The organism is Acinetobacter sp. YH12126, from assembly GCF_013418745.1.
GTDB lineage: Bacteria > Pseudomonadota > Gammaproteobacteria > Pseudomonadales > Moraxellaceae > Acinetobacter > Acinetobacter amyesii.
This window is the reverse complement of the sequence record NZ_VPBM01000006.1, coordinates 91,874-110,739: the sequence shown is the minus strand read 5'-3', so window position 1 is coordinate 110,739 and position 18,866 is coordinate 91,874. Positions and strand designations below refer to the sequence as shown.

The 18,866-nt window shown below is 39.0% G+C and carries 15 protein-coding genes and 1 pseudogene; 10 read left to right on the top strand and 6 right to left on the bottom strand.

From position 1 onward, the window contains the following. Window positions 1-89 precede the first annotated feature (89 nt). Window positions 90-1,868: an acyl-CoA dehydrogenase C-terminal domain-containing protein gene (locus FTU62_RS05290; protein WP_180102059.1), complete on the bottom strand. Its 1,779-nt coding sequence runs from the start codon at window positions 1,866-1,868 to the stop codon at window positions 90-92. A 605-nt stretch (window positions 1,869-2,473) separates the two neighbouring features. Here FTU62_RS05290 and FTU62_RS05285 point away from each other — a divergent pair. Beyond that, the gene (locus FTU62_RS05285; RefSeq protein WP_078190941.1) at window positions 2,474-3,079 is read left to right on the top strand and encodes a TetR/AcrR family transcriptional regulator; all 606 of its coding nucleotides are present in this window, start codon (window positions 2,474-2,476) and stop codon (window positions 3,077-3,079) included. A gap of 66 nt (window positions 3,080-3,145) precedes the next feature. On the opposite strand, the gene FTU62_RS05280 is transcribed toward FTU62_RS05285, so the two are convergent. The 5 genes and pseudogenes from FTU62_RS05280 to cysK all read right to left on the bottom strand — a co-directional run bounded on the left by FTU62_RS05280 (window position 3,146) and on the right by cysK (window position 8,070). Next, window positions 3,146-3,340: a heavy-metal-associated domain-containing protein gene (locus FTU62_RS05280; protein ID WP_078190942.1), complete on the bottom strand. Its 195-nt coding sequence runs from the start codon at window positions 3,338-3,340 to the stop codon at window positions 3,146-3,148. A gap of 66 nt (window positions 3,341-3,406) precedes the next feature. Further along, window positions 3,407-3,826, bottom strand: coding sequence for a Cu(I)-responsive transcriptional regulator (gene cueR / locus FTU62_RS05275; protein WP_180102058.1), 420 nt, complete (start codon window positions 3,824-3,826; stop codon window positions 3,407-3,409). Window position 3,827: 1 nt separating this feature from the next. Beyond that, entirely contained in the window at window positions 3,828-6,266 is a 2,439-nt protein-coding gene (locus tag FTU62_RS05270) for a copper-translocating P-type ATPase (RefSeq protein ID WP_373886326.1), read from the bottom strand. A 72-nt stretch (window positions 6,267-6,338) separates the two neighbouring features. Continuing rightward, window positions 6,339-6,446 (bottom strand): annotated as a pseudogene (locus FTU62_RS17605) (cation transporter); the annotation flags it as partial. Between the two features lie 625 nt (window positions 6,447-7,071). Further along, complete coding sequence (gene cysK / locus FTU62_RS05265; RefSeq protein WP_180102056.1) at window positions 7,072-8,070, bottom strand: cysteine synthase A; 999 nt, start codon at window positions 8,068-8,070, stop codon at window positions 7,072-7,074. 282 nt (window positions 8,071-8,352) lie between these two features. On the opposite strand from cysK, the gene FTU62_RS05260 reads away from it, so the two are divergent. From FTU62_RS05260 to FTU62_RS05220, 9 genes are all read left to right on the top strand, one after another. Further along, the gene (locus FTU62_RS05260) at window positions 8,353-8,670 is read left to right on the top strand and encodes a helix-turn-helix transcriptional regulator (RefSeq protein WP_078193801.1); all 318 of its coding nucleotides are present in this window, start codon (window positions 8,353-8,355) and stop codon (window positions 8,668-8,670) included. Between the two features lie 302 nt (window positions 8,671-8,972). Further along, window positions 8,973-10,709, top strand: coding sequence for a SulP family inorganic anion transporter (locus FTU62_RS05255; protein WP_180102055.1), 1,737 nt, complete (start codon window positions 8,973-8,975; stop codon window positions 10,707-10,709). Between the two features lie 204 nt (window positions 10,710-10,913). Beyond that, the gene (sstT, locus tag FTU62_RS05250; protein ID WP_078193803.1) at window positions 10,914-12,107 is read left to right on the top strand and encodes a serine/threonine transporter SstT; all 1,194 of its coding nucleotides are present in this window, start codon (window positions 10,914-10,916) and stop codon (window positions 12,105-12,107) included. A gap of 34 nt (window positions 12,108-12,141) precedes the next feature. Beyond that, window positions 12,142-12,816 carry a YoaK family protein gene (locus FTU62_RS05245; protein ID WP_180102054.1) on the top strand — a complete coding sequence of 225 codons (675 nt, stop codon included), beginning with the start codon at window positions 12,142-12,144 and terminating at the stop codon, window positions 12,814-12,816. Window positions 12,817-12,828: 12 nt separating this feature from the next. Then, window positions 12,829-13,365, top strand: coding sequence for a DUF2058 domain-containing protein (locus FTU62_RS05240; RefSeq protein ID WP_168377529.1), 537 nt, complete (start codon window positions 12,829-12,831; stop codon window positions 13,363-13,365). A 245-nt stretch (window positions 13,366-13,610) separates the two neighbouring features. Then, window positions 13,611-14,861, top strand: a complete 1,251-nt coding sequence (locus tag FTU62_RS05235) for a mechanosensitive ion channel family protein (protein ID WP_180102053.1) — start codon at window positions 13,611-13,613, stop codon at window positions 14,859-14,861. Between the two features lie 315 nt (window positions 14,862-15,176). Then, on the top strand, window positions 15,177-16,460 hold the full coding sequence (locus tag FTU62_RS05230; protein ID WP_257223065.1) for a sensor domain-containing diguanylate cyclase: 1,284 nt from the start codon (window positions 15,177-15,179) through the stop codon (window positions 16,458-16,460). A gap of 94 nt (window positions 16,461-16,554) precedes the next feature. Further along, entirely contained in the window at window positions 16,555-18,429 is a 1,875-nt protein-coding gene (locus FTU62_RS05225) for an ABC transporter ATP-binding protein (protein ID WP_180102052.1), read from the top strand. Beyond that, a complete protein-coding gene (locus FTU62_RS05220; RefSeq protein ID WP_180102051.1) occupies window positions 18,407-18,856 on the top strand; it encodes a MaoC family dehydratase in 450 nt (149 codons plus the stop codon). Before FTU62_RS05225 ends, FTU62_RS05220 begins: the two co-directional genes overlap by 23 nt. Window positions 18,857-18,866 lie beyond the last annotated feature (10 nt).

The following is an 18,866-nucleotide window of genomic DNA, read 5'->3' as shown; positions in this document are numbered from 1 at the left end:
CCTGTTTTAAATCTTTTAACCCCAAGGAACCATGACTGGTTCCTCAGATTTTCCATCTTAATGTTTTTCACAGTGGTTTCGATGAAACCTTAAGATTGAGCGGTGAAGTATTCTTCAGATAGCTGCATGATAAGTTCAGAACCTGCTTTAATGCGTTGAGCACGAGCAGCAAGGTCAGGTAGAACTTTATCAACATAGAAATCTGCGAGTACCAGTTTGTTTTGGAAGAAGCTCTCTGTTTTTGCTGCCGCAGCTTTGCTAATACGTGCAAACATATAAACAAAGCTGAGTAAACCAACTGCATGCAGATAATCGACTGCAACCGAACTGCTAAAGTCTAGTGTAGTTTTAGATTGTTCAATAATGAATTGCGTTAATGCTTCAACTTCGTCAGAAACTTGCAATGCTGCAGATTTAACTTTTGAATCTGCCATGGTTGCAGCAAAATCACGAATTTCAGTAATGTATTCGGCAATAAATGCACCATTACATTTCGTGGTTTTGCGTCCAATTAAATCAATCGCTTGTACGCCATTTGTGCCTTCGTAAATCTGCGAAATACGTAAGTCACGAATGCATTGCTCCATGCCCCATTCACGGATATAGCCATGACCACCAAAGCACATTTGCGCTTCTAAAGTAGCTTGTAGGGCTGTATCTGTTAGGTAGGCTTTTGCAATAGGTGTCAATAAAGCCACGCGGTCATTGGCTTTTTTCACTGCAGCTTCGTCAGTTGAATATTTTGTAATATCCAGTTGCTGACCAACATACACAGCAAATGCACGCGATGCTTCGTTGTTGGCGCGTACATTCAACAACATACGACGTACATCACCATGTACTAAAATAGAGTCTGCTGGTTTTTCAGGAGATTTCACACCTGTCGCAGAACGACCTTGTAGACGATCAGTCGCATACTGTGCAGCATTTTGGTAAGCAAATTCTGCTGCGCCAATCCCTTGGATACCCATCGATAAACGTTCGTAGTTCATCATGACAAACATCGCCGCAAGACCTTCGTTTTCTTTACCAACGATATAACCTTTGGCACCATCAAAGTTCATAACACACGTTGCAGAACCTTTAATACCCATCTTGTGTTCAATTGAACCCGCTGAAACAGCATTACGTTCACCGACTGAGCCATCGGCATTGACATGGAATTTTGGAACGATAAACAATGAAATACCACGTGAACCCGCAGGTGCATTTGGCGTTTTTGCTAACACAAGATGGATGATGTTTTCACACAGATCATGTTCACCACTGGTGATGAAAATTTTCGTGCCTGTAATATTAAATGAACCATCTTCATTCGGCTCTGCTTTGGTTTTAATGATCCCCAAATCAGTCCCTGAATGTGGTTCAGTTAAACACATAGTGCCTGACCATTCACCCGTATAAAATTTTGGAAGATAGGTTTCTTTTTGCTCTTGCGAAGCACGGTCATTAATCGCCATACCTGCACCCACAGTCAGCAGTGGATACAACATAAATGATGGATTGGTACTCCAAATCATTTCGTCAGCAAGTACTGTCAACATTTTCGGCATGTTTTGGCCGCCCCATTCTTCAGAAGCGCCTAAACCAACCCAACCACCTTCAGCGAATTGTTTAAAAGCGTCTTTAAACCCTGTAGGCGTAGTAACAACACCATTACTAAACTGCGCACCACCTTCTTCATCTGCAGTACGGTTCAAGTCTAGAATAACGTTTTTAGAAAACTTAGCCATTTCTTCTAAAATGGCATTTGCAGTCGCCATATCAATATGAGCTAAGTTTTCATTTGACTGCCAGAACTCATCTGCATTGAATACATCATTTAAGATGAAGTCCATGTCCTTTAACGGCGCATTGTATATTGGCATTGTACTTTCCTTTTCTACAGGCTTTGTCAGCGTCTTTGACAAAGTACTTTTTTAAAGTTGCACGCTCCCGCACAAAATCATCAAATCAATTTTGTGTGGATTTTTTAAAGATCTGTTTTTTCAGATAGATATCTAAAATGGATATAGATAATGTGTTTTTACCGACAAGTGGAAAATAACCACCTGATATTTTGAGCAGCATTATTTTATTACAATTAAATAAATTTATTGAATTGAATAAATTTATAATTGGTAATTGATTAAAACCAAACATAATAGTACCTATAATCATGTTTAATTTAGGGTGTATTAATAACATAACAACCAAGACCGTTTTGTTAAATGCTGCTTTTGTTGTAAAAGCGAAAAGACAATAAATTAAAAAAAATAAAAATGGAATTTTATTTCAAAAAAATGACCTCAAGGGTTCAGTTTTATTGACATTAATTTTATGCTATGAATTCTATATGTTTTACGCACTCTACTAATGTGTTTATTTTTAAACCAATTTATGTAATATTTGAGACCATAGTGGAATGTAAGATTCACAAGATTTAGCTTAAGCTAGGCTTGTTCACCCTCAAGATGTTTATGGAACAGTTATCATGAGTTCAGTACGCCAACAAAATTTTATCCTTCGCAAGGAAAAAATTTTAGCCATGGCAGAAACCCTGCTATTAGATAATAATCAAGACATCACCTTAAGTGAGTTAGCTTGTGAACTAGATATTGCCAAAGGCACGATTTATAAACATTTTAAAAGTAAAAACCAATTATATTTAGAACTGATTATTTTAAATGAAAAAAGATTATTAGAAATTTCAAAAAAATATAATCATGATATTAAAACTTATGTTTCACAATATATGCTTTATAATATGTTGAATTCTAATAGAACTATATTATTACATGTCATTGAAGAACGCTTAACCAATAATGAACGTAAATTAAAAGAGTTATTTGAAGAGCTCTATCGTGTTCGTGAAGAACGTATTATTGAAATTAAGGATATGACCAGTGATTATCTAAAATCACTTGAAAGCGCAATGTCGATACGTGATTATTTATCTTATATTTGGACGGTCACTTATGGTGCATCCCTACTCCTCAATTCAACGCATTATCAAAAATCAATCGGTTCACGTGAACGCTTAATCAAGCTATATATTAATCAGGCGCTGATGACGCCAGATAAAATTTCAGCCGTATAGAATTGATTTATAAATAAAAAAGCCGAACAATTGTTCGGCTTTTTTATTCATTAAACAATATCTAGGTTATGCAATCACAGGTGGGAAGCCATCTTCGGTTAAAGCGCTAATCAATTGCTCTGCACTGGCACTAGATTCAACGTCAACTAATTTTGTAGCTACATCAATAGTGACCGTTGCATTTTCGTCTAAGTCTTTAATCGTTGCTGTTACGCTACGGGCACAACCACCGCATGTCATATTATCAATACGAAATTTCATGATATTCATCCTTCTTTTCTAATAACAACACTATAAACCTTGCCACGATTGTAAGGTCAAGCGGATTTAAATCTTTGCTGTATGGCAGCACTCAGCCATGCCCGTTTCGATTTGCTTTAAAATCGTACAATCGGCTTGATCATTACCGGCACAGCCATCTACAGATTGTTGCAAGATCTCAACCATGGCCTGTAAGTCTGCGATTTTTTGATTTAAGGTCTGGATATGTTTTAACGCCAATGCTTTAACTTCTACACTTTGCCGACTTTGATTTTTCCAAAGTCCAAGTAAATCTTTCATTTGTTCAGAAGAAAAACCTAAATCACGCGCATGTCTTAAGAAACTCAAGGTTTTAATATCGGCTTCTGAATAAATTCGATAGCCGGCATCGGTGCGCTGCGCATTATTTAACAGCCCAATCGATTCATAATAGCGGATCATTTTTGCAGAAATGCCCGAAGCTTTTGCTGCTTGTCCAATATTCATCTCAAGACTCCTGAAAAACTGGCCCTTTAAATGCTTTTAAACGTAAGGCATTTGACACAACAAACACCGATGAAAGTGCCATTGCACCTGCGGCGAACATAGGTGAAAGCAATATGCCAAAGAATGGATATAACACACCTGCAGCGACAGGAATCAATGCTGCATTGTAAATAAATGCCCAAAATAGGTTTTGGCGAATATTATTCATCGTCGCAGTACTCAGTGCGATCGCTGTCGGTACCATTTGTAAATTACCCGACATAAGCACAACGTCCGCGGCCTCTATCGCCACATCTGTCCCTGTACCAATCGCCATGCCGACATCTGCTTGCGCAAGTGCAGGCGCATCATTAATGCCATCGCCGACAAAACAAACAACACCATGTTCTTTTTGCAATTGTTGTACAGATTGCACTTTTTGGTCTGGCATTACTTCAGCGATCACATGATCAATCTTCAACTGTCGTGCTATGGCAGTGGCAGTATGTCGGTTATCGCCTGTAATCATGGCCACTTTCAGCCCTAAATCATGCAAAGCTTGAATGGCTGTAAAGGTTGTAGCTTTGATCGGGTCGGCTACAGCAACAATAGCAGCAAGCTGTTGATCGATCGATACATAGAGCGGGGTTTTCCCTTCATTGCCCATGCGTTCCGCCAGTGATGAAAAGATTTGTGTATCTAAACCAAGTTTATGCATCAAATGATCTGCACCGATAAAAATGCTTTGTCCTTCAACAACGGCCTGAATCCCAGCACCAGTCACGGAATCAAAATGCTCAACCTCTAAAAGTTGCACTTGCATCTCTTTTGCAGCTTGAACAATGGCATATGCAATCGGATGCTCAGATTTCTGCTCTACAGAGACCAATAACTGAAATACGCGATCTTTATCAAAAGCTTCAGTGACTTCAAAATCTGTCAGTTTCGGTTTACCTTCCGTCAATGTCCCTGTTTTATCGGCTGCAACCACTTGAGTATTTTTGAGTTGTTGTAAGGCTTCACCTTTACGGAACAATACTCCAAGCTCTGCAGCTCGCCCTGTACCGACCATAATAGACGTTGGTGTTGCCAAACCCATTGCACATGGACATGCGATGATCAGTACTGCTACAGCATTGACTAAGGCATAGGTTAAATTCGGTTCAGGTCCAACTACATACCAAACTAAAAAGGTGATCAACGCCAACGCCATTACCACCGGTACAAACCATAACGTGACTTTATCCACCAAAGCTTGAATCGGTAATTTTGAACCCTGAGCCTGTTCAACCATATGGATAATTTGTGCCAAAACAGTATCTTGACCTACCGCAGTGGCTTGTATTTTCAAGGCCCCATTTTGGTTAATCGTTCCACCGACAACTTGATCACCGGCTTTTTTCTCGACAGGAATTGGCTCGCCACTGATCATGGATTCATCAATATAACTGTTCCCAGACACTACAGCACCATCGACTGGGCAACGTTCACCAGGCCGTATTTCAATCAACATACCTGTTTCAACATCACTAATCGGCAAATCTATATAGCTACTAGATTGCTCAACACGTGCTGTTTTGGGTTGCATGCCGACTAAGTATTGAATAGCTTGCGAGGTTTTACCTTTGGCTTTCGCCTCCATAAAACGCCCCAAAAGAATCAACGCCACAATTACTGCGGCTGCTTCAAAGTACACATGAACCGTACCTTGCGGTAATAATTGCGGAGCAAATGTTGCAACACAAGAAAAACTATAAGCAGATAAAGTCCCGACTGCGACCAAAGAATTCATATCTGGGGCAAGTCGCGCAAGTGCTGGTATGCCGTGCTGATAAAAGCGTCTTCCGGGTAGGATTAACACCAAAGTGGTTAATATAAACTGAATATACCAACTATTTTGTGTCCCTAAATTATGCGCAATAAAATGATGAAAAGCTGGAATCATGTGTGATCCCATCTCCAAGATAAAAACAGGAACAGCGAGTACCAATGCGATGATTAAATCACGTTTGAGTAACCGAGCTTCGTCGGCTTTTTTTTCTGCCATTGTCGGTTGTTGCTGCGTAGCAATGCTAGCACTGTATCCCGCTTTTTTAACTGCCGCGATCAATTCTTGTGTTTTTGAAGCGGGAGCCTGAACAAAGGCTTTTTCACTGGCTAAATTTACCGTTGCTTTATTGACACCGTCTACAGCGTTTAAGGCTTTTTCAACCCGTGCCACACATGAAGCACAGGTCATTCCATCAATATTTAATTCAATATTGGGCTGTGCAATATGAAAACCTGCTTTTTCTACAGACTTCGCCAATGCAGAATTTTCAACAGATGCCAATGCCGTAATCGTGGCTTTTTCAGTTGCCAAATTCACTTTTGCATCGATGACTTCTGGAACTGTCTTTAATGCTTTTTCAACACGTGCAACACACGATGCGCAAGTCATCCCTTCAATTTCAAGCTCAATCTGCTTCTGTGCAACACCAAAACCTGCCTTTTCAACGGCCTGAATTACAGCAGAATAATCCACATTTTTATCACTCTGAACATGTGCTGTTTCAGTGGCTAAATTCACTTGAGCATCAGTGATGCCATCGACTTTTTTTAAGGCTTTTTCCACCCGTGCCACACAAGAAGCACAGGTCATCCCTTCAATAGCAAGTGTGCCATCAAAAAGTTTGTGTTCTGTCGAATCTGTCATGGCAACATCCCAATCATATGTGCTTGTTTTAGGCTATAGCTTAAACTTTACCACAATGGGAAGGTCAAGTTTTTCTGACTCACAGCAAGGCTTTTTTTTACGATATAAAAAATTGCGAATATTCAAAAATATAATCAATAATATTGAATAATCATTTTTCAATTAGTTTGTTTTTCTGATATTAAAACTACACATTTCCTCATTATTCAGTAAGATAGAGATTCGTGACCACCAAACGAATTACTCTCTTTCGCATGTACAAACTGTCGAACATTTGCTTTAACTGCGCATATTTGTGTGCTTTTTTATTTTTAATTTTAAGTTGGAGTCTAGATCATATTGATGTTTGGCTCACTCAAGTGGTTATCCCTGCTGTCACGATATGCATACTCTTAGGCTTCCTGTTTAAATACATCGCTAGAAAGTTAGGACATGAACCGCCTAAACGAAAAATTAAACAACAAAATCCCAAAAACGATGATCAAGACGCGGCTTAAGACACTTATAAATAGCAAAATCATCAATAAAAAAGCCCATTCAAATGAACGGGCTTTTTTTCATGTCAGAATTATTAGTCAGCACTAATATCTTCAAATAAAACTGAAGAAAGGTAACGTTCACCACCATCCGGTAAAATGACCACAATGGTTTTGCCTGCATTCTCAGGACGTGCAGCAAGTTTTGCCGCAGCTGCCATTGCCGCGCCACTAGAGATACCCACTAAAATACCGTCATGAGTAGCCGTTTTACGCGCCCACTCAATTGCTTCAGCACTTTCAATACCGATCACTTCATCAACAAGGTCTAGATCTAAGTTACCCGGAATAAAGTTAGCGCCAATCCCCTGAATTTTGTGTGGCCCTGGAGTCAGTGTTTCGCCTTTTTTCGCTTGGGCAATAATCGGAGATTCAGCCGGTTCTACCGCAACAGAATAAAGCGGCTGATGTTTCACTTTTTCAAAATAGCTTGAAATGCCTGAAATCGTACCGCCTGTACCTACACCTGAAACTAAAATATCCACTTTACCACCGGTCGCTTCCCAAATTTCTGGGCCAGTGGTCAATTCATGAATTTTAGGGTTTGCAGGGTTTTCAAACTGTTGTGGTAAATAATACGTTTCAGGATGTTCAGCAACGAGGCGCTGTGCTTCTTCGACCGCACCTTTCATGCCTTTAGCAGGTTCAGTCAATACGAGATTTGCACCAAAAGACTTTAACACCTTACGGCGTTCAATACTCATACTTGCTGGCATGGTTAATGTAATTGCATAACCTTTCGCTGCTGCAACAAATGCCAAAGCAATCCCTGTATTGCCACTTGTAGGTTCTACAATATGCATACCCGGTTTTAATAAGCCTTTTTCTTCTGCATCTGCAATGAGAGCTGCACCTACACGACATTTCACTGAAAATGCTGGGTTACGGCTTTCAACTTTAGCCAAGACCGTTGCATCTGACTGAATCGCACGATTAATACGAACCAAAGGTGTATTACCAATCGCTTCAGCGTTATTACTATATACCGCGATACCTAAATTACTCGTTGCTGGAAAAGCTGAATCTGTTGTCATGACTATTTATCCCTTGTGTATTTATTGAATACGATCTTTAGATGATACAATTATTTTCAAAGTGTGCATGATTTTTTAAGCTAATGTCTTATATTTATGTGCATTTTGTGAAAGCTTGCACTAAAATCAAGCAATAAATTTAACTGATTAACTAAATTTAAACTTATAAAAATTAATGATATTTGATTTCATAAAAAACCATAGAAATTGTCTTATTTATTCAATGTATTAAGCCGTGATATCCGTATACTTGAGCTGTTGTTAATCGTATGGACATATCCAATGAATACCGATCTGGAAATCACTACTATGCGTGATTCTGCCGAATTAGTCGTGGGCGTTTTAAAGTCGCTGGCAAATACGGATCGTCTACTAATTTTATGTCATCTAGCACAGCAAGAATTGAATGTGTCTCAGATTGAAGAAATCACTGATATTAAACAGCCAACCCTCTCACAACAACTGATGATGTTACGCAAAAGTGATGTTGTGACCACGCGTCGTGATGGAAAGCAAATTTATTATTCAATCAAAGATGCAAATTTAGTTCAAGTTCTCAATACTCTTTACCAATTGTATTGTAACCAATCTTATAAATAACACTCAGTTATTTTAAAATTTCAAGCCAGACATGCTGTTCTTGCACCACTATAGATGAATTATCGCAATGGACAGCAATTCAATACCTTAATTTACCCTCCAGACTTCTTTTAAATATCAATAATTATTTCGAATATCCTAAGCTTTAAAACAGCTTATCCTTTTCATTAATTCATTTAGAATGATGGTTTCTTATATATCCCACAAATGTACTGCAATGTTGTACGCTCAAAATTTATTGCACAAGACTTCTTAGCATTTTTTATGCATAATATATATGAAATTGTGATTTAGATAAGTTTATGTCAGATTTAAAACCTCATATCTTACAGAAATTTCCAGCTTGGCAGTGGTTACAGCACTACAGCCCCGTGAAATTTAAATCTGATGTACTTGCTTCGCTGATCGTGATTGCCATGTTGGTTCCTCAAGGTATGGCCTATTCCATGCTGGCAGGTTTACCTCCAATCATGGGTTTATATGCCAGTATTTTACCGATGATTGTCTACGCCCTCATTGGTGGAAGCTCAACCTTATCGATAGGCCCTGTGGCAATCATTTCGATGATGACTTTCGCCACGCTCAATCCGCTATTTGAAGTTGGTTCGCCTGTTTATATTGAAGCAGCTACACTTTTGGCCTTAATGGTCGGCCTGATTTCTCTGCTGCTAGGTGTACTACGTTTTGGTTTTTTAATTCAGCTGATCAGTCATCCTGTCATTAAAAGCTTCATTATTGCCTCGGCTCTGCTCATTGCACTAGGTCAGTTTAAGTTTCTTGTCGATGTCCCGCTAAAAGCCAACAACATCCCTGAGTTTGTTTTGAGTCTGTGGGAATACCTGAGTTTGACTCACTTCACTTCACTCATTTTTGGTGTGCTGGCCATACTGTTTTTAATCTATGTACCAAAAATGTTGGCCACTCAATCAATTCAATCTCGATTCGGCTCTACTGCCTTTCTAAGTAAAGCACTTCCATTGATACTAGTGGTGATCTCAATTGCATCGGTGATGTTATTTGACCTGCAAAATGTCGGCATTAAAACCGTCGGTGAAATTCCTTCAGGATTTCCACCCTTAAGCTTTCCACATTGGAACTGGGAACTGGTACAAACCTTACTGCCCGGTGCAACAATGATTGCCATGATCAGTTTTGTTGAGTCACTGTCTATTGCCCAAGCCACTGCCTTACAACAACGCAGCCAACTCAATAGTAACCAAGAGTTGATCGCTTTAGGTTTAGCCAATCTAAGCGCAGGTGTTAGCTCTGCCTTTCCTGTGACGGGTAGCTTATCGCGTACAGTTGTTAATGCAGATGCAGGTGCAAAAACACCGATGGCTGGCGTGTTGTCGTCATTGCTGATTATCGTTGTCAGTCTCTACTTCACTGGTTTTTTCCAAGACTTACCTTTAGTCATTTTGGCGGCCACGATTATTGTTTCTATTTGGAAATTAGTCGACTTTAAACCTTTTGTGGATACATGGCGTTATTCAAAAGCTGATGGTATTGCGATGTGGGTGACCTTTTTCGGTGTGGTGTGTATCGACATTTCTACTGGTCTCATTATTGGTATTATTTCTACCTTTATTCTGTTGTTATGGCGCATTAGTCGTCCACATATTGCGGTGATCGGCTTGGTTGAGGGCACACAGCACTTCCGCAATGTACAGCGCCATCATGTCTATACCGCACCACATATACTCTCGCTCCGTATAGATGAAAATATCTCGTTTTTAAATGCCAATACGCTTAAAGGTTTCTTGATCAATGAAGTCAGTGAAAATATTGATCTAGAGCATGTTGTTATCAACTGCTCAAGCGTCAGTTCAATTGACCTCAGTGCCTTAGAAATGTTGGAAGATTTAAATGCTGAATTATCAAAATTAGATATTCGACTGTATTTTTCCGAGGTCAAAGGTCCTGTCATGGACAAATTGCAGCACTCAAAATTACTCGCGCATTTGAGTGGTCAAATTTTTCTCACCCACTATCAAGCCGTTACAGAGCTTGCGACAGCCAGTTCTGAGTACCAAATTTAAAGGCCTATTAGCTCACTGTTTAATCAATGCGAATTTGATAAACAGTGAGTTTTGAAGGGTTTACATTTTAATACACAAAAATAGATTATAAAAAACAAAGGTTTATTTTTAAATTAAATTATTTTTTAAGCATGCGACATTTTCGTATAAAATACAGGGCTAATTTTCATCATTTTGTCATTGTAATTCTGACAAGGCTCTCCTATGTTTTCAGCATTTACACGCTTGAGTTTAGTAACCCGAATTATTATCGCCATTATTTTAGGTGTATTGGTTGCTGTTGTTGCTCCAGGCGTTGCACCCTATTTAAGTTTGCTTGGTGATTTATTCATTAAGGCATTGAAATCCGTAGCACCGATACTGGTCTTTGTACTTGTGCTGTCATCCATTGCAAATTTCAAAGTGGGTAGTAGTAATGCATATATTAAACCAATTATATTGATGTACGCTATTGGTATGTTCCTTGCTGCTTTAAGTTCAGTAGTAGCAAGCCTATTATTCCCTAGTACATTAATTCTTGATGTTGCTGCAGAAAACCTTGTGCCGCCAGGCAGTCTTGCTGAAATATTGAAAAACTTATTATTAAGTTTTGTCGCAAACCCTGTTACAGCAATTTCTGAAGCAAATTTCATTGGTATTTTGGCTTGGGCTGTTGCCTTAGGTATTGCATTTCGTCATGCATCAGAGAACACCAAAGTCTTTTTATCTGACGCTGCTGATGCAGTGAATAAAGTGATCCGTTTAGTGATTAACTTTGCACCTATAGGTATCTTCGGTTTGGTTGCTGTTACATTTGCCGACTCAGGTCTAAAAACGCTTGTTAGTTATGCGCACTTACTTGCGGTATTACTCGGTACCATGTTCTTTGTAGCTTTGGTCATTAACCCACTAATGGTGGCATTTATGACTCGCTCAAACCCGTTCCCATTGGTTTTCCAATGTCTACGTGAAAGTGGTATCACTGCATTCTTTACACGTAGTTCCGCTGCAAACATTCCAGTTAACTTAGACCTTGCAAAGCGTCTTGGTGTACCAGAGTCAACTGCAAGCGTAGCGATTCCTTTAGGTGCAACTGTCAATATGGCAGGTGCATCGGTCACAATTACAGTCCTCACACTAGCAGCAGTTCATACTTTGGGCATTTCTGTTGATTTCAGCACAATGTTGATTTTATCAGTCGTTGCTACCGTTTCTGCATGTGGTGCTTCAGGTGTGGCTGGTGGTTCATTATTACTTATTCCAGTGGCTTGTGGTCTGTTTGGTATTTCAAGCGATATCGCGATGCAAGTTGTAGCCATTGGTATGGTTATTAGCGTACTTCAAGATTCAACTGAAACCGCTTTAAACTCTTCGACTGACGTATTATTTACAGCTGCAGTAGACCGTGGTTTAAGATAATATCCTGATATTGGATACTTTTTAAGGCGAGGCCATGCCTTTACAGACTTTACCGCTTTGGATACAACTGGGTGCTTTTTTCCTCGCAGTGAATGCAGGAATGATTAATGTACTTGGACTGGTGACCATCTTGCACCAGTCAGTATCTCACATGACCGGTAATGTCAGTATGTTAGCCATGGCCTTCATTGCATGGCAGCCAAATACGATTATTTATTTGATTTTAGTCTTGCTCTGTTATGTGATTGGCTCATTTTATAGTGGGCTTATTCTTGGAAATAGTCACTTTAGCTTAACCAGACGTTATGGCGTCCCATTAAGCTTGGTGGCTTTTTTTATTGTCCTGTGTTGGCTACTATTGCCTTATTTTCCACGTTACGCTTTGCTTTGGGCATGTGTGGCGATGGGTGTACAAAATGCAATGGTTAGCCACTATAAAGGTACCATTATTCGTACCACACACCTTTCTGGTGTTTTGACGGACTTAGGTTTGGCTTTGGGTTATAAAGCCCGTGGACTTCCGGTTGAGTCGAAACGTGTGGTCTTACATTTATTAATTTTGGCGGGATTTATCGTCGGTGGCATACTTGCCAGTTGGCTTTATCCTTATTTAAAATTAAACGCATTCTTGATTCCTGCCGCACTCAGTTTAATCATGAGCGCGGTATATTGGATCATCTATTTTCATTATCGACATATACACGATTAGTTGGAACGTACTATGGTTAAAAATGCATTACAGGCGCAACTGCTTAAAGCAGGTCTGGTCGATAATAAAAAGGCAAAAAAATTGTCTAAACAAGCCGTACATGAAAAACGTACTGGTGAAAGTAAAGATGCTGAAATCAAGGCGAAAATTGAGCAAGATCAGCAGCAGAAAATGGCCAAAGATCATGCTTTAGAGCAGGATCGTAAAGCAGTTTTGCAAGAAAAAGAATTAAAAGCTGCCATCATGCAAATGATTAATCAGCATAAAATTCGTGATACCGATGGCGAATCGACCTATCAATTTATCGATGATGCCAAGATCAAAAAGCTTTATATCAATCAGCAAATTTATAATGCCTTGGTTGCTGGCAGTCTTGTTATTGCACGGGAAAATAGCAACTATGCTTTTTTACCAAAAGAATTAGCCGACCGTATTAATGCGAAAATGGAAGGCTTTATTATTGTGAATAATTCTGAAGTGAATGAGCAAACCACGGATGAAGAAGATCCATATGCAGCTTATGTAATTCCTGATGATTTAATGTGGTAAGCATTTCATATCGCTAATGAAGCTCCTAATTAGGGGGCTTTTTTTAGCTCAACATTTATTTATTTTAGTTCATCAATTAGGTTATACCTTCAAAAAATCATTTTTAGCACAAATAAGTAACATTATGGACTATACATGTCGTAACTCCGTAAAGTTTACGAGTATAAAATTGCTTATATAACCATCATAATTACAATAGTTTGATCATTAAGCCTTTCATTTACTTCAATAAGAGTAGGATAATTTTGGAAAAATTTCAGTTCATTAAAAATATTCAAGATTGGTCAGATCAATACCCTTGGTTAGAAATGCTGACATCGCTCAGTTTCATTATTATTTTTGCCATCATTGCAAATTTTATCGCCAAGCAAATTGTGGTGCGTGGAATTCGTAAGCTCGTTTCTAAAATGGCCTTTAGCCATAGTCAAATTTTGTCAGAACATAGTGTGATTAAACGCTTTGCTAACATTGTTCCAGCAATTGTGATCTTAAATGGCATAACTACAGTCCCACATTTATCTGTGAAATTTATTTCAATCGTGCAGATGGCTTGTCAGGCTTTTATCTTCTTGACCATTGCTTTGGCCATTTCTGAATTATTGAATATTTTTAATCTGATTTACCAACGTAATCCAAAATCTAGAAACAAACCGATTAAAGGCTATTTGCAGTTGGTCAAATTGATCATTTTTTTGGTGTGTGGCCTGATGATTTTAGGTACTTTCCTGAAAAAAGATGTATTTACATTACTCGCAGGCTTTGGTGCTATGGCGGCCGTGCTCATGTTGGTTTTTCAGAACACCATTTTGTCACTGGTGGCTTCGGTACAAATTTCTTCTTATGATATGGTGCGAATTGGTGACTGGATTGAGATGCCGTCGCTTAATGCAGATGGCGATGTCATTGATATGTCATTACATACTATAACCGTACAGAACTTTGATAAGACTTTTACCACGATTCCAACCAATAAATTGGTGACTGATACCTTTAAAAACTGGCGTGGTATGGCTCAGTCAGGTGTTCGTCGTATCAAACGCTCACTTTATATTGATCAAAGCTCTATTCATTTCATGACACAGGATGAGCAAAACAAACTCAAAGAATTTTTATTATTAGATCAATATCTTGATCATAAGCATGAAGAGCTTGCTCAGTTTAATCAGCAACTTTCAAATCAATCGAAATATAATCAGCGCCGTTTAACCAATCTTGGGACCTTTCGTGCCTATGTAGAATTCTACTTACAACAGCATTCAGGCATTGCCCAACACCAAACGATTTTGGTGCGTCAGTTACAACCCACGAGTGAAGGCATACCTTTAGAGATTTATGCTTTTAGTAAAACAATTGCATGGAAAGATTATGAAGCGATTCAATCTGATATCTTTGACCATCTGATTGCAATCACACCTGAGTTTGGTCTTAAAATCTATCAAGCTCCTTCTAGTGCCGATTTTAAAGACCTCGTTCAACCAAATGCCGATAGAAGCTAAGAGCTAAACTTTCCTCTCCCCATGTATATTCAAAGAAGAAATTCTGCAAATTTAAAAAGTCACAATGGCTTTTGAATATACATGGGGCTATCGGTTACCCCCCCTCTACTTCCGCAATTACTTTAGATCATGCGATATAAGGAATAAAATCGAATCAGATAAATGCGCTAATCGCTCGATTCCTTAAAAATATAATTCATCCGAAACAACTAAATATAATTAAAAAATCAGAACAAATACTATACAAATGTAGACATTTTTAGATACTATTTGTTAACAGTTGCATAAAAACGCTTCTAAAATAGGAACTTGATCATGGAAGGCCCCAATCAACCTTCTCGGAAATCAGTTAAAAACGAATCACAATTACTCATAGAATCGATGAATCGCACTTCTGCCAAACATACGCTCATACAGGCAGAAGCATGTGACCTAGAGAATCGTGTCCGTATTGAGCGTGCTTTATCCGACCCGATTGCACGTATTCCGGCACAGTTTAAAAATGCTTATTACAAATTTTTGTACTATAACCAGAAAGACTATTTAAAACTGGTCAACTATTTCGCTCAATTGGCTTTTTTAATCTATTTTTGGGCAGATCGCTATGTCCTGCCAGACGTAGAAATGCTTTCAGGTGTGATTCGTATCATTGCCATTATTGGTGCATTTAGCCTGAACTATGTTCTGTTTAAATATATCAAACAGATTAAATTGCTCGATTTGATTTTGCCACTCGCCACTTGCCTTTCAGCGATACTCTGGTTTGAGATATTACTTCAGTCGCAAAATGAACTGGTGCATAGTTATCAATATGCTGCCATTATTTTGATTGTATTGGGTAATTTAAGTATTCATGTGCATTTTCGCCCTTCGATCATCACCTCAGCCATGATCACGGCAGCGATCCTTTTTGGCGCATGGCGCATTAATGATTTTGGTGATTTTACAATATTTTTATTGGTGTACGTTCCTGTGCTGCTGTTCAGTATGTATATCTGCTGGAACTCTACGCTCAACTCTCGTAAAACGTTTCTAAGAGCGCTGCTAGATGACTGGAACTTTCATACCCTGCGCAAAATTGCCCATACGGATGAATTAACCCAGTTAAGCAATCGTCGCCAATTTGTACATGCCGCCAATAAAAAAATCCAAGAAACCCCGATGACGGTCTGTACCAGTCTGTTGATTTTTGATGTCGATCATTTTAAAGCGATTAATGATCAATACGGACATGATGTCGGCGATCAAGTGCTATGCCAAATTGCTGAAATTGCACGGAAAGAAATGCGTTTTTACGATATATTGGCGCGTTTCGGGGGTGAAGAATTTATTGTACTTTTGCCTTATACCGTCCCAGAAGATGCATTAAAAATTGCTGAACGGTTAAGACATAAAATGGAACAATACCAGTTTTATATAGATGGTCAATTGCTGAAATTTTCGATCTCCATTGGTGTTTCCAAAATTGACCCTGACCACGCCAAACTTGATCAGTTAATTAAACAGGCCGATATTGCTCTATACGAAGCAAAACGCCAAGGTCGTAATCGGGTTGTACATTTTAATTCTATGAACTTTTGCAGCCAAGCTTTTAAGTAAATAAACAAATCAAAATGGAGAAAAACCAGCGAATCCATTACACTCAGAGCTGAAGAAAGAAAGATTAATTACAGTAAAATCTCAGGTTATCTGCATGCTTAAATGGTTTGAAAATTTAGTTGACGCTTATCCTGAACAGGACTTGAATAAACCATTGCCGACAAAATTTTTCCCCTTTGTATGGCAAGCTGCGACGGGTGTAAAAAAATACCTATTGTTATTGGTACTCTGTACAGCTGGTGTAGCGAGTTTTGAAGCATTGCTTTATTCCAAAATTGGCGATTTAGTCAATTGGATCAGTAAGTCTCAACCTGAAACCTTTTTACAGCAGCACCAGACCAATCTGACCATTTTGAGCTTTATTTTATTGGCAAATATCTTCTTTTCTTGCCTTCAAACCATTATTAAACATCAGATTCTATATAGCACCTTTCCAATGCGCCTACGTTGGAGATTTCATAACTTATTACTGAAACAAAGTTTAGATTTCTTCCACAACGACTTTGCAGGTCGTTTATCTGCCAAAGTCATGCAAACTTCACTGGCTGTACGTGAGTTTTGGATTATTCTTGGTGACATGTTGGCCTATGTCTTCATTTACCTGATTTCGATCACCGTGATTTTAGGTGCTATATCGCCACTGTTGATTGTTCCATTATTACTTTGGCTGGCTTTATTTATTGGTTCTGCATGCTATTTCATCCCAAAATTAAGCAAAATTTCAAATGAACAAGCCAATGCACGCGCAGTAATGACTGGTCGTGTCACCGATGCCTACACCAATATTCAAACGGTGAAATTGTTTGCCCATGCAGGACGCGAAAGCCAATATGCCAAAGCCTCTATGAAAGAGTTTATGGTGACGGTGTATAAGCAAATGCGTCTTGCAGCAAAATACAATATCGCGACGAATTTGCTGATCATAGTTTTATATGGTGGTGTACTTGGAACAGCTGTTTGGCTTTGGATGGATGGTCAAGCTGAGCTTGGGGTCATTGCAGCAGCGACCGCCATGATTTTAAAACTCAGTAGTATTTCCGAGTTTATGATGTGGCAAACGTCTGCCCTTTTTGAAAATGTCGGGACAATTCAAGATGGTATGAAGACTATGGGCCGCCCGATTCATATTCAAGATAAACCTGATGCAACCGACTTAAAAGTACAGCAAGGCGAAATTAAATTTGAAGATGTCAGTTTTGCTTATAATGATAAAAAGGTCATCAATCAATTTAATTTAACCATTCGACCAGGTGAAAAAATCGGTATAGTCGGGCGTTCAGGTGCCGGAAAATCGACATTAATTCAACTTTTACTCCACTTTTACGATATCAACCATGGTCGTATTTCGATTGATGGCCAAAATATAGAAGATATTACCCAAGATAGCTTGAGAAAAAATATTGCTTTGGTGACCCAAGACACCTCGTTATTGCATCGCACGGTTGAAGAAAATATTAAATATGGCCGTCCGAATGCGACTGATGAAGAAATGTATGATGCAGTACGCAAAGCGAAAGCTGATGAATTCATTCCTCAATTGATCGATTTACGTGGTCAACGTGGCTATGACGCATTTGTTGGTGAACGTGGTGTTAAATTATCTGGCGGTCAGCGTCAACGTATTGCAATTGCTCGAGTATTTTTAAAAGACGCACCAATTTTAATTTTAGATGAAGCCACAAGTGCGCTCGATTCAGAAGTCGAAGCTGCGATTCAATCGAGTTTAGATGATTTGATGCAAGGCAAAACTGTGATTGCCATTGCGCATCGACTCTCAACAATTGCGCAAATGGACCGATTGATTGTCTTGGATCAAGGACATATTGCTGAGCAAGGCACCCATGAAGAGCTTGTCGCTTTGAATGGTATTTATGCACACTTGTGGCAGCGTCAAACCGGTGGATTTTTAATAGAACAACATAAAGTAGAATCAAAGGAAGATGAAAATGCTGTATCTGGAAGACCTTAAAGTTGGTGATCACTTTAGCAGTCGTGAATATGAAATGACTGTTGAAGAAATAAAAAAATTTGCCAACGCTTATGATCCTCAGGAATTTCATACAGATGAAGTCAAAGCCCAACAGCACCCGATCTTTCAAGGGCTAGCGGCAAGTGGTTGGCATACTGCTGCTGTAACAATGCGCTTATGGACTGAATGTTTCCCTGTGGCTTATGGCTTAATTGGCTCTGAATCAAGTCTGCGTTGGCCGCGCCCAACACGTCCGGGGGATAAAATTCGTGTAGAAGTTGAAATATCAGCAATTACTCCGTCGAAAAGTAAGACAGACCGCGGCATTGTGACCTATGTTACTCAAGCGCTCAATCAGCACAATGACGTTCTTTATATGTCTACGACCAAAATTGTGGTCTTTTCCAAAGATTTTAAACAGAATTAATCCTTAACGG

Bases quoted from the DNA above. Each gene is read 5' to 3' on its own strand.
- FTU62_RS05290 (WP_180102059.1), bottom strand. From the start codon at position 1,868: ATGCCAATATACAATGCGCCGTTAAAGGACATGGACTTCATCTTAAAT.
- FTU62_RS05285 (WP_078190941.1), top strand. From the start codon at position 2,474: ATGAGTTCAGTACGCCAACAAAATTTTATCCTTCGCAAGGAAAAAATT.
- FTU62_RS05280 (WP_078190942.1), bottom strand. From the start codon at position 3,340: ATGAAATTTCGTATTGATAATATGACATGCGGTGGTTGTGCCCGTAGC.
- cueR (WP_180102058.1), bottom strand. From the start codon at position 3,826: ATGAATATTGGACAAGCAGCAAAAGCTTCGGGCATTTCTGCAAAAATG.
- cysK (WP_180102056.1), bottom strand. From the start codon at position 8,070: ATGACAACAGATTCAGCTTTTCCAGCAACGAGTAATTTAGGTATCGCG.
- FTU62_RS05260 (WP_078193801.1), top strand. From the start codon at position 8,353: ATGAATACCGATCTGGAAATCACTACTATGCGTGATTCTGCCGAATTA.
- FTU62_RS05255 (WP_180102055.1), top strand. From the start codon at position 8,973: ATGTCAGATTTAAAACCTCATATCTTACAGAAATTTCCAGCTTGGCAG.
- sstT (WP_078193803.1), top strand. From the start codon at position 10,914: ATGTTTTCAGCATTTACACGCTTGAGTTTAGTAACCCGAATTATTATC.
- FTU62_RS05245 (WP_180102054.1), top strand. From the start codon at position 12,142: ATGCCTTTACAGACTTTACCGCTTTGGATACAACTGGGTGCTTTTTTC.
- FTU62_RS05240 (WP_168377529.1), top strand. From the start codon at position 12,829: ATGGTTAAAAATGCATTACAGGCGCAACTGCTTAAAGCAGGTCTGGTC.
- FTU62_RS05230 (WP_257223065.1), top strand. From the start codon at position 15,177: ATGGAAGGCCCCAATCAACCTTCTCGGAAATCAGTTAAAAACGAATCA.
- FTU62_RS05225 (WP_180102052.1), top strand. From the start codon at position 16,555: ATGCTTAAATGGTTTGAAAATTTAGTTGACGCTTATCCTGAACAGGAC.
- FTU62_RS05220 (WP_180102051.1), top strand. From the start codon at position 18,407: ATGCTGTATCTGGAAGACCTTAAAGTTGGTGATCACTTTAGCAGTCGT.